Annotated in this window: 20 protein-coding genes, 1 tRNA gene and 1 pseudogene; 6 read left to right on the top strand and 16 right to left on the bottom strand. The window is 52.6% G+C overall.

Annotated features, from left to right (window positions below; all coding sequences use genetic code 11):
* Nucleotides 1-8 precede the first annotated feature (8 nt).
* Nucleotides 9-779, top strand: coding sequence for a DUF4225 domain-containing protein (locus tag F3J31_RS17435; RefSeq protein ID WP_084832134.1), 771 nt, complete (start codon nucleotides 9-11; stop codon nucleotides 777-779).
* Nucleotides 780-784: 5 nt separating this feature from the next.
* Here F3J31_RS17435 and F3J31_RS17430 read toward each other — a convergent pair whose 3' ends face one another.
* Both F3J31_RS17430 and F3J31_RS23455 read right to left on the bottom strand, forming a co-directional pair.
* Nucleotides 785-1,141 carry a hypothetical protein gene (locus F3J31_RS17430; protein WP_240152774.1) on the bottom strand — a complete coding sequence of 119 codons (357 nt, stop codon included), beginning with the start codon at nucleotides 1,139-1,141 and terminating at the stop codon, nucleotides 785-787.
* 56 nt (nucleotides 1,142-1,197) lie between these two features.
* Nucleotides 1,198-1,518: pseudogene (locus tag F3J31_RS23455) on the bottom strand (IS3 family transposase); the annotation flags it as partial.
* 183 nt (nucleotides 1,519-1,701) lie between these two features.
* Between F3J31_RS23455 and rdrA the strand changes: the two are divergent.
* The 3 genes from rdrA to F3J31_RS17415 all read left to right on the top strand — a co-directional run bounded on the left by rdrA (nucleotide 1,702) and on the right by F3J31_RS17415 (nucleotide 9,553).
* Entirely contained in the window at nucleotides 1,702-4,326 is a 2,625-nt protein-coding gene (gene rdrA, locus F3J31_RS17425; RefSeq protein ID WP_046092643.1) for an antiviral RADAR system adenosine triphosphatase RdrA, read from the top strand.
* Nucleotides 4,326-7,073 (top strand): antiviral RADAR system adenosine deaminase RdrB, encoded by a 2,748-nt coding sequence (gene rdrB, locus F3J31_RS17420; protein WP_046092644.1) that lies wholly within the window; start codon nucleotides 4,326-4,328, stop codon nucleotides 7,071-7,073. Before rdrA ends, rdrB begins: the two co-directional genes overlap by 1 nt.
* A gap of 1,565 nt (nucleotides 7,074-8,638) precedes the next feature.
* On the top strand, nucleotides 8,639-9,553 hold the full coding sequence (locus F3J31_RS17415; protein WP_046092646.1) for a hypothetical protein: 915 nt from the start codon (nucleotides 8,639-8,641) through the stop codon (nucleotides 9,551-9,553).
* 584 nt (nucleotides 9,554-10,137) lie between these two features.
* Here F3J31_RS17415 and F3J31_RS17410 read toward each other — a convergent pair.
* From F3J31_RS17410 to proB, 3 genes are all read right to left on the bottom strand, one after another.
* A tRNA-Thr gene (locus F3J31_RS17410) sits at nucleotides 10,138-10,210 on the bottom strand.
* Between the two features lie 111 nt (nucleotides 10,211-10,321).
* On the bottom strand, nucleotides 10,322-11,575 hold the full coding sequence (gene proA / locus F3J31_RS17405) for a glutamate-5-semialdehyde dehydrogenase (protein ID WP_032646979.1): 1,254 nt from the start codon (nucleotides 11,573-11,575) through the stop codon (nucleotides 10,322-10,324).
* Nucleotides 11,576-11,586: 11 nt separating this feature from the next.
* Entirely contained in the window at nucleotides 11,587-12,690 is a 1,104-nt protein-coding gene (gene proB / locus F3J31_RS17400) for a glutamate 5-kinase (protein WP_008501877.1), read from the bottom strand.
* Between the two features lie 304 nt (nucleotides 12,691-12,994).
* Here proB and phoE point away from each other — a divergent pair, with 304 nt between their 5' ends.
* A complete protein-coding gene (gene phoE, locus F3J31_RS17395) occupies nucleotides 12,995-14,047 on the top strand; it encodes a phosphoporin PhoE (RefSeq protein WP_167214393.1) in 1,053 nt (350 codons plus the stop codon).
* Nucleotides 14,048-14,183: 136 nt separating this feature from the next.
* On the opposite strand, the gene crl is transcribed toward phoE, so the two are convergent.
* The 3 genes from crl to gpt form a co-directional block, all read right to left on the bottom strand.
* Nucleotides 14,184-14,585, bottom strand: a complete 402-nt coding sequence (gene crl / locus F3J31_RS17390; protein WP_023310506.1) for a sigma factor-binding protein Crl — start codon at nucleotides 14,583-14,585, stop codon at nucleotides 14,184-14,186.
* 57 nt (nucleotides 14,586-14,642) lie between these two features.
* Nucleotides 14,643-15,887 carry an esterase FrsA gene (gene frsA, locus F3J31_RS17385; protein WP_167214390.1) on the bottom strand — a complete coding sequence of 415 codons (1,245 nt, stop codon included), beginning with the start codon at nucleotides 15,885-15,887 and terminating at the stop codon, nucleotides 14,643-14,645.
* Nucleotides 15,888-15,991: 104 nt separating this feature from the next.
* On the bottom strand, nucleotides 15,992-16,450 hold the full coding sequence (gene gpt / locus F3J31_RS17380; RefSeq protein ID WP_003863205.1) for a xanthine phosphoribosyltransferase: 459 nt from the start codon (nucleotides 16,448-16,450) through the stop codon (nucleotides 15,992-15,994).
* A gap of 260 nt (nucleotides 16,451-16,710) precedes the next feature.
* Here gpt and pepD point away from each other — a divergent pair, with 260 nt between their 5' ends.
* Nucleotides 16,711-18,168: a cytosol nonspecific dipeptidase gene (pepD, locus tag F3J31_RS17375; RefSeq protein ID WP_167214388.1), complete on the top strand. Its 1,458-nt coding sequence runs from the start codon at nucleotides 16,711-16,713 to the stop codon at nucleotides 18,166-18,168.
* Between the two features lie 76 nt (nucleotides 18,169-18,244).
* On the opposite strand, the gene dinB is transcribed toward pepD, so the two are convergent.
* The 8 genes from dinB to F3J31_RS17335 all read right to left on the bottom strand — a co-directional run bounded on the left by dinB (nucleotide 18,245) and on the right by F3J31_RS17335 (nucleotide 25,452).
* On the bottom strand, nucleotides 18,245-19,303 hold the full coding sequence (gene dinB, locus F3J31_RS17370; RefSeq protein WP_167214385.1) for a DNA polymerase IV: 1,059 nt from the start codon (nucleotides 19,301-19,303) through the stop codon (nucleotides 18,245-18,247).
* Between the two features lie 108 nt (nucleotides 19,304-19,411).
* Complete coding sequence (gene nqrM, locus F3J31_RS17365; protein WP_023615899.1) at nucleotides 19,412-19,615, bottom strand: (Na+)-NQR maturation NqrM; 204 nt, start codon at nucleotides 19,613-19,615, stop codon at nucleotides 19,412-19,414.
* Entirely contained in the window at nucleotides 19,615-20,838 is a 1,224-nt protein-coding gene (nqrF, locus tag F3J31_RS17360) for an NADH:ubiquinone reductase (Na(+)-transporting) subunit F (RefSeq protein WP_032646969.1), read from the bottom strand. The genes nqrM and nqrF overlap by 1 nt, the downstream gene beginning before the upstream one ends.
* A gap of 10 nt (nucleotides 20,839-20,848) precedes the next feature.
* Nucleotides 20,849-21,445 (bottom strand): NADH:ubiquinone reductase (Na(+)-transporting) subunit E, encoded by a 597-nt coding sequence (nqrE, locus tag F3J31_RS17355; protein ID WP_008500255.1) that lies wholly within the window; start codon nucleotides 21,443-21,445, stop codon nucleotides 20,849-20,851.
* Between the two features lie 6 nt (nucleotides 21,446-21,451).
* Nucleotides 21,452-22,090 carry an NADH:ubiquinone reductase (Na(+)-transporting) subunit D gene (locus F3J31_RS17350; RefSeq protein WP_045330387.1) on the bottom strand — a complete coding sequence of 213 codons (639 nt, stop codon included), beginning with the start codon at nucleotides 22,088-22,090 and terminating at the stop codon, nucleotides 21,452-21,454.
* On the bottom strand, nucleotides 22,083-22,877 hold the full coding sequence (locus F3J31_RS17345) for a Na(+)-translocating NADH-quinone reductase subunit C (RefSeq protein ID WP_167214382.1): 795 nt from the start codon (nucleotides 22,875-22,877) through the stop codon (nucleotides 22,083-22,085). Before F3J31_RS17345 ends, F3J31_RS17350 begins: the two co-directional genes overlap by 8 nt.
* Nucleotides 22,870-24,105 carry an NADH:ubiquinone reductase (Na(+)-transporting) subunit B gene (locus tag F3J31_RS17340; RefSeq protein ID WP_167214380.1) on the bottom strand — a complete coding sequence of 412 codons (1,236 nt, stop codon included), beginning with the start codon at nucleotides 24,103-24,105 and terminating at the stop codon, nucleotides 22,870-22,872. The genes F3J31_RS17345 and F3J31_RS17340 overlap by 8 nt, the downstream gene beginning before the upstream one ends.
* A gap of 3 nt (nucleotides 24,106-24,108) precedes the next feature.
* Entirely contained in the window at nucleotides 24,109-25,452 is a 1,344-nt protein-coding gene (locus tag F3J31_RS17335; protein ID WP_167214377.1) for a Na(+)-translocating NADH-quinone reductase subunit A, read from the bottom strand.
* Nucleotides 25,453-25,620 lie beyond the last annotated feature (168 nt).

Genomic DNA, 25,620 nt, shown 5'->3' with positions numbered 1-25,620 from the left:
TCCTGACAATGGCCTCATTAGAAGTGAATCAACTAATGAATACAGCGCTCGCTGTATCGGGATTTCATATTAAAGATGCTCTGACACGCATGCGTTTTCAGGACAATGTGCGTGACTTTGGAAAATATCAACTGGCAACCATCAGGAATGGCGCGACGGAACAGGAATGTCAGCTGTGTATCCAGAATATTCGCGAGGAAAATAATAATCTGAAGATTCAGGACAGAATGCTCAGAACAGGTGAGTCTGTTCTCACGGCATCAGTCAGGATCTATGAAGAGAATGGTAAATACTTTGGTTATGCCATCGATTTTATCGGTGTAGTCATTTCCGGTTTGCAGGTTGCAGGCGGTATTGGAGTTATTGCCTCATCCGTTCCGGTCGGAAATATGCTTGGGATCATAGCTGGCGCAACGCTGGTACTTAATGGCGTATCTTCAGCAGCAGAGAGTGTCCAGAAGTTGGCGGGAAAGGCGTCACCCATCAATTTTATGCGTGATGGCTTTGAAGGTTCGGCAGAATTTCTGGGCTTTGACCGCAAAGTGGGTTTACTTGCTTATCAGATGGTAGATCTAAGTACGTCCTATTATGGCATGTTCAAACTCACTCTGAAGCCCGATGCCTGGCGTCTGTACCGTTATCTCGCCCCGGACTTCATGAGACAGGTAAACACCATGAGTCGGACGGCTCTGGCGATTAAGGGCGCCGGAGCAACGTTGAAAGGCGCCAAAATTGGGCACACTCTTTACCAGTTGCAGAGTAACGAAAGAACGCAGTGAGCCCGCTACCGGCCTTTCATAATCTTATGCGCTTTCCATGAAAGGCCTAGCGGTATCAGATACCAGACTGCAATCACGCCAAAAAATGCAACAGGTAGGTAATATACCAGCATAGAGAGAGTATAAAAGACGGGAAGGAAAATCAGCGGTGTCAGGATAAGGATCAGACAAATCACTCCACCATAAAAACGCTTACTTAGATCATCCACTAGAGTTGAAAGCGTTTCGCCAGCATTTTCACTCCTGCTTAATACCTCTTTCAGACGAGATAATTGCTTACGTGAAAAACCATTATCTAGTAGATCTTTTTCCGTCAGTTCACTGCCCACTTGCTCGCCTATCTTCATGATTGGTATTTTCATGCAAGGATACCTTTAAGATGAGTTTTTTTAAACACTAAATAGCTGCGCCTAATATCCACTGGCCTAACCCCGTACTCACTGCACAGATTTTCCAGAAGCGACATTTTTTTGCAGTGGCGGTCAAGCTCTGATTGGGCAAAATACACCGAAGCCTGGCCCAGAATATCATTGCTGCGGCGCAGCTCCCGGACTTACCGCTCCAGTTCTTTCTGCCGCTGGCGTACACTGTTAGCCAACACAATATCCTGTCCATTATCCGTGCATTCTTGCTGGAGGAGCCAGATACGTAATGTGTCGGGAGTACAGCCAATCTTTGGTGCTATGGTGCAGATAGCGGCCCATTGTGAGTTATAGATGTTCTGGTCCTCCAGAACTATTCGTACGGCGTGTTGACGAACTTCAGGGAGAAATCAGTTATGTTTTATCTTCCTGGTTACCCCCCCTCAAAAAGTGTAGTTTTAAGGTTTACCGGTAGGGTTCAGTAAATGTCTTTTGCATTTGTCGTGATAGAATAGGGTTCTAATTTTGCCCTATAGAAATCCGCTAGCCAGGTGCCGATCATGAGCCAGAACAAGCGATACATCCCCCTCAATACTGGCGAATCCGCCGTCTTGCCCGACGCTAACACCCTTCTACCTCGTGGTGAGGTGTATGAACCGCTGGCACGGATGATTATTGAAGCAGTGCAAAAAGCAAAAGCCGCCACAGGCAGGTCGCTAAATGAGCTACGCGAACATAATGCCATCTCGATAGATGGCGCACGCGGGACAGGTAAAACTGCTGTATTGGTCAATCTGAAAAGCTATTTAAAAGATCGGGACGTCTTGAAAAATGTCCACATCCTTGACCCGGTAGACCCAACTCTGCTGGAAAATGGCGACTCGTTATTCCTACACATAATCGTCGCCGCCGTGCTTCACGATAATGATGTCAAAGAACAGCAGCGGATTACACCGAATAAGGCCCGTAGCCTGAACCAGACGCTGGAGAAACTCGCCCAGTCGCTGGAATCGGTCGAGACACAACAAGAACGTCACGGCATGGACAAGGTACGTGCCATGTACAGCAACAAGCAGCTAGCCGACTGCGTGCAAGATTTTTTCCGCGAAGTGTTGAGCTTGCTGGACAAACAGCTGTTGATCCTGCCGATCGACGATGTCGATACCTCGTTGAATCGTGCATTTGAAAACCTCGAAATCGTACGCCGTTATCTAGCCACACCTCATGTGTTGCCCATCGTCTGTGGCGATCGATCGCTTTACGATGAGGTAACCTGGCGCGATTTTCATGGCCGCTTGACCAAGGATTCCAGCTACCGTCGCAGAGTAGCCTATGAAAGGGCCGTAGAATTGGCAGCAGAGTATCAACGCAAGATCCTGCCTTTCCCTCGCCGTTTGACCATGCCGGAAGTCAGCAGTTATTGGCAGTGGGGGCCAGTTGGAGAAGAGGCGGCTGACACTAGAGTTACTCTCGGCAATGCAAATGATGCAATGCCTTTGGCTAACTTCATTTCTTGGCTGGAGATCTTTTTGACTGGCCCGGTGAATGGATTTGAAAGTAGTCGTCCCTCATTGCCAATACCTTCTATCCGTGCCTTGTCGCAGTTAATCAGGCATTGTCATGATCTTATTCTGGAATTGCCAGCTGAAATTCGTACTGCTAAGGATGAGCTGAAGGTGCGGATTAGTTGGCAAATGCCTCCTAAGCTTCAGGATGAAGCTGATAAAACAACGAAGCTTCAGGATGAAGCTGATAAGGCAGCGAAGCAGAAAAGAAATGAGTTTGCACATAATCTGGTGAATTACTTCTGCTTTGAACCTAAAGCCGGTGCAGCCTATCTGATATTGCTTGCCAAACTGCATTGGCAAGAGTGGTTCGAATCATCATCCTCACAACATCGCAGCCTTCTTGACACCCCCTTGTTCCAGCCCCTTACACATGCTACTGCCAACTTTGAGCTTTTCGACAAGGCGGATGACCTTTCTGCTTGGCCGATTTTATTGAATGGACGGTTGCCTGAAGAGTGGCTGGCCGGTATTAAATTGCAGAAAACTATTCTGCCGTATCCAGTGGCAGAAGTTGGGGTAAATTCAAGCAAAGGGTGGGATTACATCAAGGAGATTCAGAGCCTTTCAATACAAGGTTTGCAAGTCGATCAAAGGAAAAAGGCAAGCTTTTTGATTTCCTTGCTGGCACAGAATAATTTTTACACCAACGCCAAGAAAACCATGCTGCTGAATATAGGCCGGGTGTTTGAGTTGTTAATTTCCAGCATTGTCGGTCCGCTATCGGTCGAAGGAATTCATGCAATAATGGGGCGGGCTCCTTTCTTTTCTACGGCAGCACTGGCACCTACTAAAACAATCACTTTTAACGAAAAAGAAAATAAGTCCAATGGTAGTGGTGATGAAGGGTCGGAAGAACCTCAAAACGCAGGGTACGATATAAATTTGATAGCAGAGAAACTACATCAAGAAATAGAAATGTGGCGAGAGACCTGTCATGTTAATCAAATTGATCTTGCGCCATGGTTGGTTTACAAGGTGTTCAATAAAGTCTATAGCCAGGTGGCGAGTGATGAGTATGTGCCAAATGGCATGAAACGTATCAGAACGGCACTAAATATGGTAGCTCACAGTTTCTACGCAACTTGGTTTGCCTTTGGTAGTTTTGAAAAGGGTGAGCTGTTTGGCTTGCCTAATGTGATAGCAACGACCAACATTAATCCTGAAAATCTAAAAAATTACACAAGCAATGATCAGTTTAATGTCAACGTCAAACCAATACTGGAAGCTTTTGATAAAAATAATTCTTTGAGGGCAGTCAGCATTGTGCTTGCAGAGCACCCGTTGAAGAAGTGGATTGATGAGGTAATCAACTTGGATTGGCCTAAGTCTGAGGAAAATCTTGAGGCTAGAGCTGAAAAATATTTGAGAGAAGAGCTTGGCATCACCGCTAGGAATATAAATAAAACGACAATAAAAACACAAGCCAGAAAACAAATAGAAAAATTAGGTTCGATATATGATCATATGGCAGCTAATTTCGGAAGTGATAGCAAGTACACAAAACTCCTAAAAGAGGTTTTTGATGAATTGTCTAAAGATCCAGCGCCAAATTCGTCAAATCAGCCGCAACCTAATGTACAGCCGACAGGACAAGGTCAGGACAAGGAACCAGAGTAATGCTCCAGCGCACCTTGACTGAACACGCCGCCGAGTGTTTTTTTGGCGATAAAAGATTAGCCGCACGACTGTGGCAGCACTTGCTAAATTCAGCTGACGGTCTGGAGTCTGACCATTGGCATCGACTGCAGGATGATTTCTATCATTTGCTGGTAGAGGGCGTGGAGGCACACCATCCTCGCGAGCACCGGCTGACCGATGTGCGCCAGTTGATGGGGCGCATGCTTGATGGTGATTTGTTGCTGACGCCAAAACTGCCGTGGCTGGACGAGCTACAACAGAGGCTATTGCAGCGCAATGGCGACTTGTTGTGCTACCTTGAGAGTGAGGTGCAGGCGTATGTGCGCCTTGCAGCGGGGCTGGACCCTACGTTGTTGGCCGGCTGGCATTTAGCACAGTGGCTGAATGACATGCCTCTGCCACTGATACACGACATCCGCCGCGTGGTGTCCGCGCAGACTGCATTTTTCGCCCCATCTGGAAACTCATCACTACCGTTTGCCGAGGGACATGTGCATTTCTGGGGGATCACAACCGATAGCGCGATTCTCGACGATTATCTGCTGGCGGGTGACGAGTTAAGACTCGACGACAATGCGATTCCGTGGCAGAGAGAACAGCACGACAACTTGGAGCCTCTGTTGCAGCGCGCGCGGCAACTGCTGGTGTTGTTGCTGGAACCCGACGAGCAGACCAAGCGGCCCCAAAATACTAAGGACAATCTGCCATGTCGTCCGGAAGGTTGGCCGCAGCATCTGGCGCGGCTCAATCTTGCCATGCACTCCCCTACCCTCAAGCCAGACTGGGATTTGCTTGCCGCTAGCCTACATGCTACCAACGTTGGTAGTGCGGATTGGCTGCTGAGCGAGTTTGCATTGGCAATGAAGCGTGGCGATGCCAATCGCTGGTTGTGGCTGTATATCTATCTTTGTCGCCGCTATTGCCAACCTGATACCCATCCACTGCAACGCACGGCCATCTTGTGTTTCTGGCAGACAGTGAACCAGTTGCGTAGTAATCTGATAATGGACGGGCAGGGGCTGACACGCTTTGCCGAGCGCTATTATCAATCAGCGCTCGGTAGGGGCGGCGACTATCAAGGGAATATGCGCCGATTGTGGGCAGGTTATACTGATGTGGCAGAGATCAAGTCAGGGCCGCTGGCATTTAAGCCGGCGTTTGTCGGCAAGATCGCTTGCGGCCTGCTCGCTAATGCCAGTTTGTCCTTACCAAGCCCCCCCTACATTTTTGGTGAATCTGATATCCTGCTGGATATGCAAGCTTTGGCCGCCATGCAGGCGCTGGAACGCTGGCAATTCTGTGGCCACTTTTTTCGTTCACAAACTCACAAGCAAAATCAGCGCCCCAGGCCGAATGGTAAGAAGTTGTGGAAAGAGGCTGAAAAGCTGATACGCAATCTGCAAAGTGCTTCCGGCTGGAACGCACCCGAGTTTTTAGGCGGCAAACAGAATCAAAATTTCCATTTCCAACCGGCTAGATGGTTTCGTGGGTTAGATGTGGCAGGTGATGAAAACGCATTAAAAATTGAATGGTTTGCGCCAGTACTGCGTTGGCTGCGTAGCGGCTTCAAACCACTGTCGGATGGCGAGCGTGCCAGCACCGGCTTTCATCTGAGTATTCATGCCGGCGAGGATTACGCCCATCCGGCATCGGGCATGCGCCATATAGATGAGACAGTACGTTTTTGTGAGATGCGCGAAGGCGACCGGCTGGGCCACGCCTTAGCGCTGGGCATAGTCCCGAAAAAGTGGGTTGCACGGCAGGGCGAGATGATACTGCCACTGGACGAGCATCTGGATAATCTGGTGTGGCTTTGGCATCACGCAAATGTGCTGAGTGCCGTACTCCCGCTGGCGCAGCAGGTATTGCCTCTGTTCGAGCGTCGCATTGCACGTTTCTGGCGCTTGTCGCGCTGGTGGCAGGTACCGGATTTGATGGACTTGGATGCTGCTAGTCAGCAGGCAGGTCTGAATTCTGCTGCCAGTTGCGATGATGCGCCTTTGCGTCATGCGACACCGGATGATCTGCATCAGGCATGGTGGCTACGTCGTAATTGTCACTTTCGCCTAAATGAGGTTGGTGATAGCTGGCAAATCACTTCGCAAGAGCTGTGCGCTTTGCCAGATCATCAAGAATTGAGCGAGAGCACTACGCTGGCGAGCCAGCTATATAAGGAGCGGCATAAATGGCTGGAGAAAGTTACAGATGTGCCTTTAGTAATTGTGTGCATGGGAGATGAAGCGGCTGCGCATGGCGGATTTCATTCCAAGTTTGGTCGCAAGATTGATACAGACATTTTGAAAGATATCGACACCCCGGCCGAGCTGGACTTCATGCACGCGCTGCAAGACTGGCTACTGACTGAATACGATAAGCTGGGGCTGATCATCGAGGCGAACCCGACGTCCAATGTCTATATTGCACGACTGAAATCACACGCCGAACACCCGATTTTCCGCTGGTATCCACCTGACGAATCGGTGCTGGAGAGCGGCGCTTCGGCCAACCTTTACGGATTGCGCCGAGGACCGGTGCGTGTGCTAGTGAACACCGATGACCCCGGCATTATGCCGACCACATTACGCACCGAGTTCTTGCTGTTGCGCGAGGCTGCGCTTGAGCTTCAGGTAGGCCGCACAGTGGCCGAACGCTGGTTGGAGACCTTGCGCCAATACGGCATCGAGCAATTTCATCGCAATCATTTTCCGGTGTTCGAGCCAGTTTAAAAGAGAATAAGTGTCGGAAAAAATGCACATCTTGCGAAATAATGAGCCGCCTCGCTTTTTTCTTTATGACTTCCCAGTGGCTGTTGTCACAAAAGCTGGCTGTGCTGACGGAAGAGCATGCCAAGGCCGATGACTTTCGCCAAGTGATGGCAGACCTTTAACCCGTTGTGGTAACGTCGCTGAAGTGGCTTTGTGTCTGCTGGTGAATAGAAAAATGTGCTTTTATGGCGTTTGATGCCATGGCAAAATCAAAGGCCTGAAACCTGAAGCTGTGGGGTGACCAGACAAACTCATCCAAAATCCTTGAACAAGAGAACTCGCCTCAAATCCTCCCGAATGCTTTCCTTCTGTTGATGAAATCACTGTCGTGTACCCCGCTTCGCGACAACTCTCCGAAAAGCAATACCTGACTATTCCAGTCAAGTACTCACAAGATACAATATGTTAAATGGCTGTACAATTAGTGAACACAGGCACTTCAAAACATCAAGTTATCTCCCTTGCGTCAGCCCAAAGCAGCATTGTGTAACTGCACTGCTTGTTGCAGTGAGGCGTGTCGCTGAAGGCATCACGTAGCGATATTTGGCGAAGAAAAGCGCTTTTCACCGAGGGCCTGGGCTGACGGTCTAACAGATCACCAACTGTTACGGGTACATTTTCGATAGAGGGATGTAAACTGAAGAACAGGACTCGACTAGACAGGTAAGTAAATGTATCCAATCAGCGATTTTGCGTACGGCATGCTTTCGATAGTCATTTTGTACGTTACAGTTGGCTTAATCTTCCAAGCGATCAAAAAACCCTTACTCGCATTAAGGATGGTCTTAATGATTGTGATCCCTTTGATTACAACTTGGAGCACTATTATTTTCGTGGATCGTCGCTTTAGTTCGATAGACGGGGACAGGACTGCACAGACATTAGTTTCCATCATTGTGGGGATACTGGTTTTTTTTCTCAGCAGCCACATCATTAGCAAGTTATTAGGATTTAAAAAGGATTGAAGCCGCTATAGGTCTTTACATGAGCATGGGCTGTAAAGGTCATTCTTAGTCACATCCTTTCGCACACTTAGATTTTAACTATATGTTATATCCAACCACCAAAACGACTAACGTAATCAGAAATTCTTATAGAGATTGCACGACATCATGTTGCGCAATTCTGCCCTCCCGTTGAAGAAATCAGCACTCGATCAAATTTTGAATTTTTTTTCTTAATTATTGACATGTCTTCCAAGCCTTATGCTGTGTAGGGTTTTGCATTTTTACCCTTTCACAACCTCAATTTAACGTCAAAATCAACCCTTGTGCTGAAAAGTTTCGATACTAGAATACTCACCATATAGGGGATAACTGATTCAAAACCCCTATATGTAGTGCCCGTATGTAATACGTAGGCATAAAAAAACCGGATTCAATTTATGAACCCGGTCCTTGAAGCATGACCACCGTGAGTTTGCAGACTCATAACGATAGTTAGCCTCGCCATCATTTCTGACGGCTTGATTGTGCCAGGCTTGGTTGGTTGTGTAAACCATAAGTTTTTACGCAAAAGGAATTACCATGCTTATTCAGAAGAAGCGAATTAGAAACATCAACAACTACATCACTGTTTTTGATGGCAGAGATGTATTTATCGCTCATGCACTGCCAAGCCAACAAAAGGGGCAATCAATTGGGTTCACTGCTAACCAATCTCTTGGAGAGGAAGTTCTTCCTCACATCGTTGGTGCAATAACTCGCTTCAACGCCAACGGGAAATCAGTGCCAGACAAAACGTTGCCTAAAGAAACAGCTTATCGGCAGGTATCATGGACATGGAAAAAATGGGTTGGTAGAGGCGAGACTGAAGAGGTCACTGAGACTCGAGAAATGGAGTATCAACGTTACCAGAGGATTTTCACTCCACCACCAAGTATCGAGTTGAAAATTGTTGAAAACTTGAATGGTCAAAAGCTAGTGATTTCACCTAAGTTGACTTTGACAGAAGAAAACAAAGACCTTGTAACACATTGCGTTAACTTGTTTTTAGAGTTATTTGGTCTTTGCGAAGTTGTTGACGAAGATCTCAACACTATCGTTACTACTCAATCTATAAAACTAAACTGGAGTCTCCTCCCTCAAGGACAATATCCTTGGACCACCATTGGTTCGCAAATTATGTCAGCTATCAAACCGAGAGGAAAAGGAAATGCTGCTGTTGTAGAGGGTAGACTTGAACTCATTAACAGTAAGGAACCTGATTTTGTTGCTGTCGGAAGAGCTGGCTTCCAGGGATATGTAATTTTTGGGTTTCCCAATCACAATACCTACGTATTGGAAAGCTCGCAATGTAACAACGCAACCTATATTTTTAACAACGATTGGCAACAATTATCCCAGCTAACTAAAGCTGAGATATTAGATGGAAATTTGCACCGCGCCAGAGTAATTCATCGAAGAAACTGGGCTGCTGAAATCCTCAGATACTTACCTTAACAGCCATGAGTGCGGGAGCTATGTCTCCCGCACTTTTCCTAATGATATACATTTAACTTCAGACAATAGAAGCCATAAAGCCCCGTTAGTGGTACAAGCAACAAGCGGAGCGTAACGACTTCATCAGGCCAACCTAGTTGGTTTCGCTTTGCGAAAGTCACCAGTGACCAAATCAGATTGTCAGAGGGATCACACCTTATCAGGGTGCTCGTGTACCTTTCGGAGCGTGAGCGAAGCGCTGGCAGAGCCGGATCTGTAGCTACCGGGGCATTACCACTATTCACCTGTTTACGCAGCCACAAGACCGCACATCGGGCTTAAATGCGTGTGATCAATCTGTTTCGGGAGGATTTAGAGACGTTGGCAGCGTCATCAGCTTCGAGTTGATAGCGGTTCGTATAGACTGTTCACGCCTTGTACCTGTTCGAGCTTTACAACTACAGGCCGCTACGTGCTAACATCCCTGAATAGCCACTGTTAACCATAGCGGCAACTGTTGGTCATAGAATCCCTTAAAAAAAGACTGTACCTTGAGATCGATAATCGTCTCAAGTCATTATTTTTAAAGGATTTTGTTGTGTGAGTGCCGATAATAGGAGTCGAACCTACGACCTTCGCATTACGAATGCGCTGCTCTACCAACTGAGCTATATCGGCCCTGAGAGGCCGGTTACGAATGTAACCACGGGGCAAAAGGTTAGATCTATCCGGGTGATGCGTCAATGCCCTTTTGAATCAAACGGCTATTTTTGCATCACCCGTGATTATTTACGCACGAATCGTATCGTCGCCGAAGCCGATCCACTTGTACGTGGTCAGCGCTTCCAGTCCCATCGGACCGCGCGCGTGCAGTTTCTGCGTACTGACCGCCACCTCAGCGCCAAGACCGAACTGGCCGCCGTCGGTGAAGCGGGTGGAGGCATTCACATACACCGCAGAGGAATCCACTTCGTTCACGAAGCGATCCGCATTGCGCAGCGTACGCGTCAGGATGGCGTCAGAATGCTGCGTGCCATGCTCACGGATGTGCGCAATGGCGTCGTCGAGATCGCTCACGATTTTCACGTTCAGATCCAGTGACAGGAACTCGTCGTCGTACTGCTCCGCGTTGACGGGAACGACGTTAGCCGGGCCATCCTGCAGCAGTGCGAGCGCACTGGCGTCAGCATGCAGCGTCACGCCGCTCTCTGCCATCTGTTTGCTCAGGGCCGGCAGGAAGGTGTTCGCTATGTCCTGATGCACCAGCAGCGTTTCAACGGTGTTACAGGTGCTAGGACGCTGGGTCTTCGCGTTAACGATAATCTTCAGCGCAGGAGCAATCTCAGCGCTGTCGTCTACCACGATATGACACACGCCAATACCGCCGGTGATCACCGGAATCGTCGACTGCTCGCGGCACAGCTTGTGCAGGCCCGCGCCACCGCGTGGGATCAGCATGTCGATGTATTTGTCCATGCGCAGCATTTCGTTGACCAGCGCGCGGTCCGGGCTCTCAATTGCCTGCACGGCACCCGCCGGTAAGCCACACTCTTCCAGCGCCTGCTGAATGACTTTCACCGTCGCGGCGTTGGTGCGCCAGGTCTCTTTCCCACCGCGCAGAATAGCGGCGTTGCCGGTTTTCAGGCACAGGGAGGCGACATCCACCGTCACGTTTGGACGGGCTTCATAAATAACGCCGATAACGCCGAGCGGCACGCGACGGCGCTCCAGGCGTAAACCGCTGTCCAGCAGCCCACCGTCAATCACCTGCCCTACCGGATCGGCCAGATTGCAGACCTGACGAACATCGTCGGCGATGCCTTTCAGACGGGCCGGGGTCAACGCCAGGCGGTCGAGCATGGCTTCGCTCAGACCGTTGCGGCGCGCTTCCAGTAAATCCTGCTCGTTGGCGAGCAAAATTTCCTGGGACTGAGATTCCAGATAATCAGCGATTTTTTCCAGCACGCGGTTTTTCTCGCGGCTGGAAAGGAGCGCCAGTTTATAAGAGGCGGCCTTCGCGGCGGCGCCCATTTGTTCCAGCATGTTCTGGCTCCTTAACGAATAATCATGTCATCGCGATGCACGGCAACCGGGCCATATTCATAGCCCAGAATGGCGTCGATCTGCTGCGAATGGTGACCCGCGATGCGGCGCAGGGCATCGCTGTTATAGCGGCTTACGCCGTGGGCGATGTCGCGGCCTTCGAGGTTACGGATACGGATCACTTCACCACGGGAGAAGTTGCCTGTCACGCTTTTAATTCCTTTAGGAAGTAATGAACTTCCTCGTTCCAGAATCGCGGCGGTTGCCCCTTCATCGACGACGAGTTCACCCGCAGGCGGCGCGCCAAATATCCAGCGCTTACGGTTTTCCAGAGGAGATTCCTGAGCGTGGAAGCGGGTGCCAACGGAGATGCCTTCCATCACGTCGCCAATCACGCCAGGACGGCTGCCCGCGGCAATGATGGTGTCGATACCGGCGCGGCACGCCACGTCGGCGGCCTGCAGCTTGGTCCCCATGCCGCCCGTTCCGAGGCCGGACACGCTGTCACCGGCGATGGCGCGCAGCGCATCGTCGATACCGTGAACGTCGGTAATCAGCTCGGCTTCCGGGTTGGAGCGCGGATCGGCAGTGAACAACCCCTGCTGATCGGTCAGAAGCAGTAATTTATCGGCGCCGGCCAGAATGGCGGCCAGCGCAGAGAGGTTATCGTTATCACCCACTTTGATTTCAGCGGTAGCAACGGCATCGTTCTCATTAATGACCGGAACGATATTGTTGTCCAGCAGCGCGCGCAGGGTATCGCGGGCGTTCAGGAAGCGCTCTCGGTCTTCCATATCCGCACGCGTCAGCAGCATCTGTCCGACGTGGATGCCATAGATAGAGAACAGCTGTTCCCAGAGTTGAATGAGTCGGCTTTGTCCCACGGCGGCCAGCAGCTGTTTGGAGGCGATCGTCGCGGGGAGTTCGGGGTAACCCAGGTGTTCACGCCCGGCGGCAATCGCCCCGGAGGTCACAATCACAATACGATGCCCTGCGGCATGTAACTGAGCGCACTGACGTACAAGCTCAACAATGTGGGCGCGATTTAGGCGGCGCGATCCGCCTGTTAAAACACTGGTACCGAGTTTTACCACCAGCGTCTGGCTGTCACTCATGATTCTCTGCCGTTCAACGATAAGGGAAAGTAATGTCGAACGAACGTTTTAGCAGGAGTCAGCCCCGTTGCCAACTGCCTTAGCACATCGCGAAACACTTTGTTGCGCGGGATCAGGAAGCGTAGCGGGAGAATTTGACACTTTTATTACCGAAATAATAAATCACAGTTTTTTAAAATTATTCTTAGTTTGTCATAAAAGTTTCATTCCAGAACGATAAAACCCTTCCTGTTTTTTCACGGGACTTAAGCATGAGCTTATCGTCCAGCGAATTTTTTAGCGCGTTTATAAGACAGGATCGAAAATGAAAAAGAGCACTCTGGCATTAATGGTTATGGGCGTAGTGGCTTCTGCATCCGTTCACGCAGCTGAAGTTTATAATAAAGATGGTAATAAGCTGGACGTGTACGGCAAAGTGAAAGCCATGCACTACATCAGCGATGATGCCACCAAAGATGGCGATCAGACTTACGTTCGTTTCGGTTTTAAAGGCGAAACCCAGATTAACGATCAGCTGACGGGCTATGGTCGTTGGGAATCTGAATTTGCGGGTAACAAAGCCGAGAGCGACTCCTCTCAGAAAACCCGTCTGGCGTTCGCGGGCCTGAAGCTGAAAAACTTTGGTTCTCTGGATTACGGTCGTAACCTGGGTGCCCTGTATGACGTCGAAGCATGGACCGACATGTTCCCTGAGTTCGGCGGCGACTCTTCCGCGCAGACCGATAACTTCATGACCAAGCGTGCGACCGGTCTTGCTACCTACCGTAACACCGACTTCTTCGGCGCGGTTGACGGCCTGGACATGACCCTGCAGTACCAGGGCAAAAACGAAAACCGTGACGCCAAGAAACAGAACGGTGACGGTTTTGGTACCTCTCTGAGCTATGACTTTGGCGGCAGCGATTTCGCCGTCAGCGGCGCTTACACCAGCTCTGACCGCACCAATGCGCAGAACCTGCTGGCGCGTGGCCAGGGTCAGAAAGCCGAAGCCTGGGCTACCGGTCTGAAATATGACGCGAACGATATTTATCTGGCAGCGATGTATTCAGAAACCCGTAATATGACGCCAATTTCTGGCGGGTTTGCCAATAAAGCGCAGAACTTTGAAGTCGTCGCACAATATCAGTTCGATTTCGGTCTGCGTCCTTCCCTGGGTTATGTCCAGTCTAAAGGCAAAGATATCGAAGGTATTGGTGACGAAGATCTGGTGAAATATATTGACGTTGGCGCGACCTATTACTTCAACAAAAATATGTCCGCGTTTGTTGATTATAAAATCAACCAGATTGACGACAAAAATAAACTGGGCGTGAGCAGCGATGACATTGTTGCTCTGGGTATGACCTACCAGTTCTAAGATTATCCGAATAAGAAAATCCCGGCAGACAAGCCGGGATTTTTTTTGCCCGGTGGCGCTGCGCTTACCGGGCCTACGGGATAGTGCATTCTGTAGGCCGGGTAAGGCGAAGCCGCCACCCGGCGCTGTGACGCTATCAGGCAGTCAGCTTCACCGCTTCGCTGGAAAAGTCATCCGCTGGCTCGAACTTGAGATCTAAAGTCGCCAGCAGTGCGCGTGCCTTATCGTGGAACTCTTTCAGGGTGTATTCCAGGCGGTCAATCACTTCCTGATCTTTAATGGTGGTCGCCTGCCAGTTGCCGTCTTTATTAAACAGACCAAACTGGTAGCTATACGTAAAGCGTTTTTCCTCTGCTTCCATTTCCATCCACCAGCCCCAGAATTCACGTTTTTCGGGTGCAGGCTTCACGTTGACGCATACAGCCAGGCAGTCGAAAAAAAAGCGATTCTCTTCACACTGCTCTTCTCGAATATACGGGCCAAGAGCCATGAACTTCTTAATCAATCTACTTTTCGGGTGTCCACTCGGTAACGTCATTGCGATCTCCTTTTGTGAAGCCACTGTTTTACCAAACCAGCGAAATTTAGCAATCTATTAACACAATCTCTGAGCGATCCAGCGCGTAATCTCTTTCAGTGCTTTATCGAAATTCTGATAGACCGGGCTGAACGGCACCTCAAGCAGTTTGCCATCCGCAGATGACGACGTGATTAAGCGCGACTCTTCTTCCGGACTGAACGGATCGTTTTTCCAGAAACCCGACAGCATCGGCGTTGGGCAGCGGCGTCCCAGCAGCCCTTGCGTTTTTAACGAGTAGCGATTGAGCTCCACGCGCAGCGCTTCGTCTGATGCATCATGCATGCCAAGACGGCTGGCCAGCACATCAAGGTACATTTCAGGCACGCTCCCCTGGCGTGCGGGATCGCTGAGCAGGGCGTGAACGACCGGACCAAGACAAGCGACGGCTTTCAGGCGGGAGGACTCAAGGTAAGCCAGACGCACCGCGACGTTTGCGCCAAAGCGGAAGCCAAATGCCGCCACGCGGTTGTGGTCAACCCACGGAATGTTTTCCAGTGCTTTTAGCGCATGCTGATGCAGCAGGCTGGAATCCTGAGTCAGTTTCCATTTGGATGAGAAGCCAATTGAGGGCATATCCAGCGTCAGCATCGCGATCCCTTTTGGTGCGAAGTAACGCTCATACAGGCTGTAATAATCGATCTGCAACGAATCCAGCCCCCCGCACATGAGGACGGTCGGGAACGGACCTTCACCTTCAGGCATATGCAGGAACCCGGTAATGGATGACCCGCCCGGAATGGTAAACTCGAGTTCGCGCATCTGGCCCGGCAGGCGTTGAGCCGCCTCTTCGTAAGCGCGATTCGCCAGCGCCTGTGCCTGCTCAGCCAGCTCATCACCTTTCAGATGTGGATACGCGGCAATGGCGTAGAGATTGGCCGCATGCAGCCAGTGCTTGCCGCTGCGCGTGGCATCCTCTTCCTGGGTGGCTTTTTGCTGCCAGAGCATCGCCTGTTTAGACCACTCGTAGATCCAGTTTCCCCCCCGATAACCCACCACCGTATCATAGAGTTCGCTGTCGGTGCGCTCGGCTTCACTCATCACGATACGCGCCTGCACATCAAGGATTTCACGAGGATCGATACCGCGCCAGACCCACATCAGGCGGTTAATCATACGATACCAGTGGGGCACGTTTTTACCGTCTAACGCGGACTGGACGGCAGGCTGGGTCCCCGGATTAAAGCGACGCACCAGCGTCGACGTTTCAGGGTGTTTGAAACGGGGTTTGAAAAGTGTCTCGGTGAGATTCGCCTGCGTCATTGCGTTGCCTCCATGAATACGTCATATGAAGACTATTGTAACGCGTGGCAGGCCAAAAAGAACAACGCCCGGCATAGCCGGGCGTGTAAAGTTACGTACTGGTATTAACGGCCTGAAATCGGCGGCACGAAGACCACGCCCATATCCCATGGCTGTTCAATCCAGGTATCCTGAGGGATATCAATCACGTAATCGTCAACCAGCGGGCGACCAGCAGGTTTCGCGAAGATAGTGACGAAATGGGCTTTCGGATACATTTCACGGATAGCCACCGCGGTACCGCCGGTATCCACCAGGTCATCAATAACGATGAAGCCTTCACCGTCGCCTTCCGCGCGTTTCAGCACTTTCAGCTCACGCTGGTTATCATGGTCATAGCTGGAGATGCAGACGGTATCGACATGACGAATACCCAGCTCACGTGCCAGCAGCGCCCCCGGTACCAGACCGCCACGGCTGACGGCAATAATGCCTTTCCACTGTTCGGAAGGCATCAGACGCGCAGCCAGTTTGCGTGCGTGAATCTGCAACATGTCCCAGGTGACGACGTATTTTTCGCTCATGTGAAGTGTCCCAGCCTGTTTTTATACGGCTTAAAAAGTGTTCGAGGGGGAAATAGGTTGCGCGAGATTATAGAGATCTGACGCACTAAAAACCAGTGTTTAGCGCCCTCAGCCTGAGTTTTTACATGCTTTATGCTACCAGCCAGCAGAGAAAGTGGTATTCTCAGTTTCATCTCGCAAGCCTGACTTGTGGTAACTATTAACCTGCTAACCCTGTGACCTGCAACCCTGTTTGCAGCGCCTCGACAAGGAGACTTATCGTGTCTGAACTGTCTCAACTATCTCCGCAGCCGCTGTGGGATATTTTTGCCAAAATCTGCTCCATTCCACACCCTTCCTACCATGAAGAACAGCTTGCCGAACATATTATGGGCTGGGCGAAGGAAAAAGGTCTGCATGCGGAACGTGACCAGGTTGGCAACATTCTGATCCGCAAACCCGCCACCGCAGGCATGGAAAACCGTAAACCGGTTGTGCTGCAGGCGCACCTGGACATGGTGCCACAGAAGAACAACGACACCGTTCACGACTTCACCAAAGACCCGATCCAGCCGTACATCGACGGTGACTGGGTGAAAGCGCGCGGCACCACCCTGGGCGCGGATAACGGCATCGGTATGGCCTCTGCGCTGGCCGTGCTGGCTGACGACAGCGTTGAGCATGGTCCACTGGAAGTGCTGCTGACCATGACCGAAGAAGCGGGCATGGACGGGGCGTTCGGTCTGCAGGCGAACTGGCTGCAGGCGGATATCCTGATCAACACCGACTCCGAAGAAGAAGGCGAGATCTACATGGGCTGCGCGGGCGGGATTGATTTCATCTCTACCCTGCCGCTGTCACGCGAAGCGATCCCTGCCGGTTTCCAGACCTTCAAGCTGACGCTGAAAGGTCTGAAAGGCGGCCACTCCGGCGGTGATATTCATCTGGGTCTGGGCAACGCCAACAAGCTGCTGGCCCGCTTCCTGGCAGGCCATGCGGCCGAGTTGGATCTGCGTCTGGTAGACTTCAACGGCGGTACCCTGCGCAACGCGATCCCACGCGAAGCCTTCGCCACCGTGGCAGTGCCAGCGGCAAAAGCGGACGAGCTGAAAAAACTCTCCACCGTATACCTGGATATCCTGAAAAACGAACTGTCGGCGAAAGAGAAGAACCTGACCGTGGTGCTGGAATCCGTCTCCACGGATAAAGCCGCGCTGACCGCGAAGTCTCGTGACACCTTCGTTCAGCTGCTGAACGCGACGCCAAACGGCGTGATCCGCAACTCTGACGTGGCGAAAGGCGTGGTGGAGACCTCACTGAACGTGGGCGTGGTAACCATGAGCGAAGACAGCGCGGAGATCATCTGCCTGATCCGTTCCCTTATCGACAGCGGTAAAGAGTATGTGGTGAGCATGCTGGAATCTCTGGGCACGCTGGCGGGAGCAAAAACCTCAGCCAAAGGCAGCTACCCGGGCTGGCAGCCGGATGCAAGCTCTCCGGTGATGGCGCTGGTGCGTGAAACCTATCAGCGTCTGTTCAACAGCACGCCGAACATTCAGGTGATCCACGCGGGTCTGGAATGCGGTCTGTTCAAGAAACCGTACCCGGACATGGACATGGTATCTATCGGGCCAACCATTACCGGTCCGCACTCGCCGGATGAGCAGGTTCATATCGAAAGCGTCGGTCACTACTGGACGCTGCTGACTGAACTGCTGAAAGCGATCCCTGCGAAGTAACATCTTCATCCCAACCCTCTTCCTGTGGAAGAGGGTGAAAAACCCAGGCCCGGTAAGCGTAGCGCTCCGGGCTTTTTTACAATCCCAATACCAGTTGTCGCTCTAACTGCGGATCCAGCAGCGTGACGTGCAATCCCACCAGCCTCACCCCTCGCCCACCCCGGCGTTCTTCCCATGCCTTTTTTGCCGTCGCGATAAGATCGTCTTTATTCAGACGCGGCCAAACGTGTTCCTGCGTGGTCAGCTGGAAATCGTTGAATTTGAGCTTGATGCCCTGACGGGCGATGAGCAGGTCCGGCTTCACCTTGCTTAAGCGTCGTTCCAGCTCCGGGTAGAGCTGTTCCGTGATAATAGATTCGCACTCGGACCAGTCATGAATATCTTCAATGAGGGTACGCTCAACGCCGACGGATTTCCGTAGCCGTTCGCTGTTCACATCGCGATCGTCAATCCCCTGGCTGCGCTCCCACAGCACGCGGCCAAACTTCCCGAAGCGCTTAAGCAGCATCGCGAGATCGCTTCGCTGCACGTCTTCGCAGGTGCGTAACCCCATGCTTTCCAGCTTTGCGGCGGAGACTTTACCGACGCCGGGGATTTTGCCAAGCGGCAGCGTTTTTAAAAATGCAGGCACCTCTTCCGGCGTAATGACGTACTGGCCGTTGGGCTTATTTAAATCCGAGGCGATTTTGGCAAGGAATTTAACGGGCGCCACACCCGCCGATGCCGTCAGATTCAGCTCGTTGAAAATCGTCTGGCGGATCTCCTGCGCCATCAGCGTGGCGGAGCCGTGGCAGTGCACGCTGTCGGTCACATCCAGATAGGCTTCGTCCAGCGACAGCGGCTCTATCAGAGAGGTATAGCGGGAGAAAATTTCCCGAATATGAAGGGAAGCCTCTTTATAGGCGTCAAACCGCCCGGGCAGAAGCGTGAGATGAGGGCAAAGCTTTAAGGCCATCGCCGTCGGCATTGCGCTTCGCACGCCAAATTTGCGCGCAGGATAGTTGGCGGTGCTGATGACACCACGCTGAACGCGGCTGCCGCCAATGGCGATGGGAATATCCCGCAGCGCCGGGTTGTCTCGCATCTCCACTGCGGCAAAAAAGCAGTCCATATCAACATGGATTATTTTGCGCATAGTAAGCCCTCACTCATCACTGGATAAGTATACAGTAAACAAATGAGGATTGAGAAGCAGATGTAAGAATGCCGGGTGGCGGCGTTGCCTTACCCGGCCTACAAAAACTTAAATAATGCGCTGCTGCTCGCGCGCCATGCGTTTTTTGCGGGCGTCGCACGGTTCCGGGCAGTCGCAGACCTTCTCCATACCAATGGAGGAAATACCGCCGCAGCTGCCCTGAATGCTTTTCCGCTTAACGATCCAGCCTAACGACATGCCGAAGATGACAAGCACAAAAACCACAAAGGTTGCCAGAAACGTCAGCATCATCAGCCTCCAAAGTCATCAAGCATGATGTTCTCATCTTCGACGCCGAGATCTTTCAGCATCTTAATCACGGCGGCGTTCATCATCGGCGGACCACACATATAGAACTCGCAGTCCTCGGGCGCCGGGTGCTGTTTGAGGTAGTTTTCATACAGCACGTTGTGAATGAACCCCGTATAGCCCGTCCAGTTATCTTCCGGCTGCGGATCGGAAAGCGCCACGTGGAAGGTAAAGTTCGGGTTTTCACGCGCCAGCTGTTCAAACTCGTCGTCGTAGAACATTTCGCGCAGCGAGCGCGCCCCGTACCAGAAGCTGATTTTACGCTTGCTGCCGAGCCGCTTGAGCTGGTCAAAAATGTGCGAGCGCATCGGGGCCATACCGGCACCGCCGCCGATAAAGACCATCTCCGCGTCGGTATCTTTCGCGAAGAATTCCCCGAACGGACCGGAGATGGTCACCTTATCGCCCGGCTTCAGGGACCAGATGTATGATGACATCACGCCCGGCGGCGCATCCGGCACATTCGGTGGCGGCGTGGCGATACGCACGTTGAGCATGATAATGCCCTTCTCCTCCGGGTAGTTGGCCATTGAGTAGGCGCGCAGCGTCGGCTCTTTTACCTCTGATACAAAGCGGAAGAGATTGAATTTGTCCCAGTCGGCGCGGTACGCCTGCGGAACGTCGAAGTCCGCATATGCTACGGTATGCTCAGGACACTCAATCTGAATGTATCCGCCGGCGCGGAACGGGACATCTTCCCCTTCCGGTACGCGCAGCTTCAGCTCTTTGATAAAGGTGGCTTTGTTATCATTAGAGATAACTTCACATTCCCATTTTTTGACGCCGAAAATTTCTTCCGGCAGTTCAATCTTCATGTTCTGACGCACCGCGACCTGGCAGGCCAGACGGCAGCCCTCTTTTGCCTCACGCTTAGTGATATGCGCCAGCTCGGTGGGCAGAATATCGCCACCGCCCTCTTTTACCGTCACGCGGCACTGCCCGCAGGAGCCGCCGCCGCCGCAGGCTGAGGAGACAAAAATACCGTTACCGGAGAGCGTATTGAGCAGTTTATCTCCCGCCGGCGTGCGGATCTGATTCTGCGGATCGTCATTAATATCAATCACCACGTCGCCGGAATTCACCAGCTTCGCCCGCGCCGCCAGAATGAGTCCTGACAGCACCAGTACGATCAGCGTGAACATCACCACGCCAAGAATAATTTCCATCTGTTAGCCCTTATAGCTGCACACCGGAGAAGGACATAAAGCCCAGCGCCATCAGACCGGTGGTGATAAAGGTGATCCCTAAGCCACGCAGACCCGCAGGCACGTTGGCATATTTCATTTTCTCGCGGATCCCCGCCATGGTGACAATCGCCAGCATCCAGCCGATACCGGAGCCGAAACCGTACACCACGGATTCACTGAAGTTGTAATCACGCTGAACCATAAACGAGACGCCGCCAAAGATGGCGCAGTTCACCGCGATCAGCGGGAGGAAGATCCCCAGCGCGTTGTACAGCGACGGGAAGTACTTATCGAGGATCATCTCCAGGATTTGCACCAGCGCCGCGATCACCCCGATAAAGGTGATGAAGTTCAGGAAGCTGAGATCAACCCCTTCCACCAGCGCGCCATCCCGCAGCACGAAGTTGTACACCAGATTGTTAATCGGAACCGAAAGCCCCAACACCACGGTGACCGCGATACCGAGACCAAATGCCGTCGACACCTTTTTGGAAACCGCAAGGAACGTGCACATGCCGAGGAAAAACGCGAGCGCCATGTTTTCAACAAACACCGCGCGCACAAACAAACTCAGGTAATGAGCCATTGTCGGTTACTCCTTTTCCTGCTGCTCTGGTCTCAACGTACGAATCAGCCAGATCAGCAAACCGATAATGAAAAATGCGCTAGGGGCCAGCAGGAACAGGCCGTTTGGCAGATACCAGCCGCCGTTTTGCACCGTGTCCAGCACCGTAATGCCAAACAGCTTGCCGCTGCCAATCAGCTCGCGCAGGAACCCCACGGTCAGCAGGATCGCGCCGTAGCCCAGACCGTTGCCGATACCGTCCATAAAGCTCGCCAGAGGCGGCATTTTCATGGCGTAGGCTTCCGCACGCCCCATGACGATACAGTTGGTGATAATCAGCCCGACAAACACCGAGAGCTGTTTGGAGGTTTCATAGGCGAAGGCGCGCAGCAGCTGATCGACCACGATCACCAGCGAGGCGATGATCGCCATCTGCACGATGATCCTCACGCTGTTGGGAATGTGGTGGCGGATCATCGAGATAAACATGCTCGAAAACGCCGTAACCAGCGTGACGGCCAGCGTCATTACCACCGCCGTTTCCAGCTTGGTCGTCACCGCCAGGGCTGAACAGACGCCCAGCACCTGCAGCGTGATCGGGTTATTGGCGAGCAGTGGGCCAATGAGCACCTTTTTCACTTCTTTCAGTTCACCGGTATCAGCCATTGTTCAGCGCTCCTTCACGTACGTTTTTCAGGAAAGGACCAAAGCCCAGCTCACCCATCCAGAAATCAAAACTGTGCTGCACGCCGTTTGAGGTGAGCGTGGCGCCGGAAAGCCCGTCGACCGCGTAGTCGTCACCCGGACGTGCCGCTCCTTTCATCACCTTCAGCGCAGGCAGACCGTTATCGTCGAGCACTTTCTTGCCGACAAACTGTGCCCGCCAGTTCGGGTTTTCCACTTCGCCGCCCAGTCCCGGCGTTTCGCCCTGGTCATAATACGTAATGCCTTTAACGGTGCGGCCATCCGTATCAAGGGCCACAAAGGCATACATCATTGACCACAGACCGTTGCCGTAGACAGGAAGCACCACTTCCTGAATGCGTTTTTGGTGGTCACGCACCAGGTAAATTTCGGCGAGATTACTGCGGCGCTTAATCCCGGCGGGGTCTTGCGATGCCTCGAGCGTCAGGCTCATCTGCGGATCTTTTAGCGCCAGAGCCTGGTTGAAGGTTGCCGGGTCTTTATCCAGCAGCTGGCCGGTTTTTAAATCCACCAGACGCGCGGAAATTCGTTCGGCAAAGACGGCCGAAACCTCATCTGCGCTCATCCCCTCCTGCATCAGTCCGGCCACGGCCAGAATGTTGCGCTGTTTATCCAGGGCACGTTGCTCCTGCTGCAGGGGTTTTAACCCAACGGCAGAACCGGCCACGACAATGGAGCAGACCAGACAGAGCACCAGCACCACCAGCAGCGTTTTGCTGATGCTGTCGTTATTTTTGACTTCAGCCACGCGCCTTCCTCCGCTTGATGTTGGCCCGCACCACCAGGTAATCGAAGAGTGGCGCAAACAGATTGGCAAACAGAATCGCCAGCATCATCCCTTCCGGATACGCCGGGTTGACCACGCGGATCAGGACACACATCGCGCCAATGAGCACGCCATAGCTCCATTTACCTTTATCGGTAAACGAGGCCGAGACGGGGTCCGTCGCCATGAACATCATGCCGAACGCGAAGCCCCCCAGCACCAGATGCCAGTACCAGGGCATGGAAAACATCGGGTTAGTGGACGAACCGATAAGGTTGAACATCGTGGCGGTCAGCACCATGCCGATCATCACGCCTGCAACAATCCGCCAGGAGGCCACGCGCCCAAACAGAATGATCGCCCCGCCAAGCAAAATCATCAGCGTCGAGACTTCACCGATAGAGCCGGGAATGTTGCCAATAAAGGCATCAAACCAGGTCACGGGCTGACCCGTCGCGTTGTTCACCAGCGTTTCGCCGCCGTGTGCCGCCCACTGAGAAAGCGGCGTCGCGCCGGAAAAACCGTCTGCCGCCGTCCAGACCAGATCGCCTGAGATTTGCGCCGGATAGGCAAAGAAGAGGAACGCTCGTCCCGCCAGCGCCGGGTTGAGGAAGTTTCGCCCGGTGCCGCCGAAAATTTCTTTAGCAATGACCACGCCAAAACTGATGCCCAGCGCCGCCTGCCAGAGCGGTAAGGTTGGCGGGACAATCAGGGCAAACAGAATCGAGGTCACGAAGAAACCTTCGTTGATCTCATGTTTACGGATGATGGCAAACAGCACTTCCCAGAAGCCACCCACGATAAATACCGTGAGGTAAATCGGCAGGAAGAACACCGCGCCCAGCGTCATCATGCTGATCCAGCCCGCGTCTGGCGCGAAGTTCACCCCTAACGACTGGGCCAGGCGGTAGTGCCAGTCAGACTGAAGCACCTGCGCCAGCTGCTGCGCATCGTACATGTGGTGCAGCGCCGGAAGGGTCTGCAAACCGACGTTGTACATCCCCCAGAACATCGCCGGGAAGACTGCAAACCAGACCAGAATCATCATCCGTTTAAGGTCGATGGCGTCACGAACGTGCGCCGCCCCCTTCGTCACCAGACCCGGCGTATAGAAAATGGTCGCCGTTGCTTCGTACAACGGGTAGTACTTTTTGAGCTTCCCTTCGGTAAAGTGCGGCTCCATTTTTTCAAAGAGGTGTTTTAAGCCCATCGGTTATCCTTCCTGCTCAATGCGGGTTAACACCTCGCGCAATACCGGTCCATATTCGTATTTTCCCGGACAGACATAGGTACAGAGCGCCAGATCTTCTTCGTCCAGTTCCAGGCAGCCCAGCGCCTGCGCGCTGTCGGTGTCACCGGCGAGCAGATCGCGCAACAGCATGGTCGGCAGAATATCCAGCGGCATGACGCGCTCGTAGTTGCCAATCGGGACCATGGCGCGCTCGCCACCGTGCGTAGTGGTCGAGAAATTAAACAGCCTGTTACGCAGGAAGTGGCCCAGCGTGGTCCGGGTGACGGAGTATTTTTCCGCACCGGGCAGCACCCAGCCGAACAGCTCTTTGTCGCGCCCTTCCTGCACAATGCTGACCTGCAAATGAAAACGTCCCAGATAGGCGTGCGCCTGCATGGCATGGCGGCCACTGAGGACCGAACCGGAAATCAGCCGGTTTTCGCCCGCTTTGATTTCGTCGGTCAGCAGTTCATTGATATCCGCGCCAATCAGCGTTTTCACCAGACGCGGGTTTACCGCCTGCGGCCCGCCGATGGCGATGACGCGTTCCGCGCACAGCTTACCGGTGGTGAAGAGCTTCCCGATGGCGATGACGTCCTGATAATTAAGGTGCCAGACCTGTTTCGCCAGGCTTACCGGCTCAAGAAAGTGGATGTGCGTTCCAACCAGACCCGCCGGATGCGGGCCCGCAAACGCATTAAACGTGACCTGCCCCTGCGGATGTCCGCCGAGCTTGCCGCCGCCGGCCTGGCATACGTGGACTTTCCCCGACGTCAGGCGGGTTAACACGGTCAGCCCGGCATCAAAGGCTTTGCGCTGCGCCAGGATAACCGGCTGCGGGTCCACGCTGAGCGGGTTGGTGTCCATTGCCGTGACGAAAATCGCGGCCGGTTCCGTGCCTGGCACAGGGGATTTGCTGAAGGGACGGGTACGAAGCGCGGTCCATAAACCGGACGCCAGAAGCTGAGCCTGAACAGCGTCACGGCTCAGCGAGGCGAGGTCTGCGGCATCGTAATGGGCGAATTCACGCTGTTCGTTGCCTTCAATGCGGATAACCACCGACTGCAGAACGCGTCGTTCGCCACGGTTAATCGCCACAACGGTGCCACTTGCGGGGGCCGTGAACATCACGCCGGGATTTTTTTTGTCCTCAAAGAGCGCCTGGCCTGTGATCACGCGATCGCCTTCCTGTACCAGCATAGAAGGTCGCATTCCCAGGTAGTCGTCGCCCACAATGGCGACATGACGGACACGTGCGCCTGTCGAAACGTGCTGCGCGGGCACGCCTGCAATGGGCAGTTCAAGTCCTTTTTTTATTTTAAACATGTGGTTAGCAGGTTTCCATGAACAACAATCCAGTGGCCGCGAAGTGTAACATTTTCCCCTTCTCGCGGGCAGGGAAACCGCCGTCGCGCGCGCCAAATTGCGAGCTAATGCGCAAAGTTCCTGGAGCCATCGCGATTTTGATGGTTTATAAAGTAAAACTAATTTGTA

This window comes from Enterobacter sp. Acro-832 (assembly GCF_011752745.1).
Lineage (GTDB): Bacteria > Pseudomonadota > Gammaproteobacteria > Enterobacterales > Enterobacteriaceae > Enterobacter > Enterobacter quasiroggenkampii.
The sequence above is the reverse complement of the archived record's forward strand: the minus strand, read 5'-3'. Positions and strand labels throughout refer to the sequence as shown.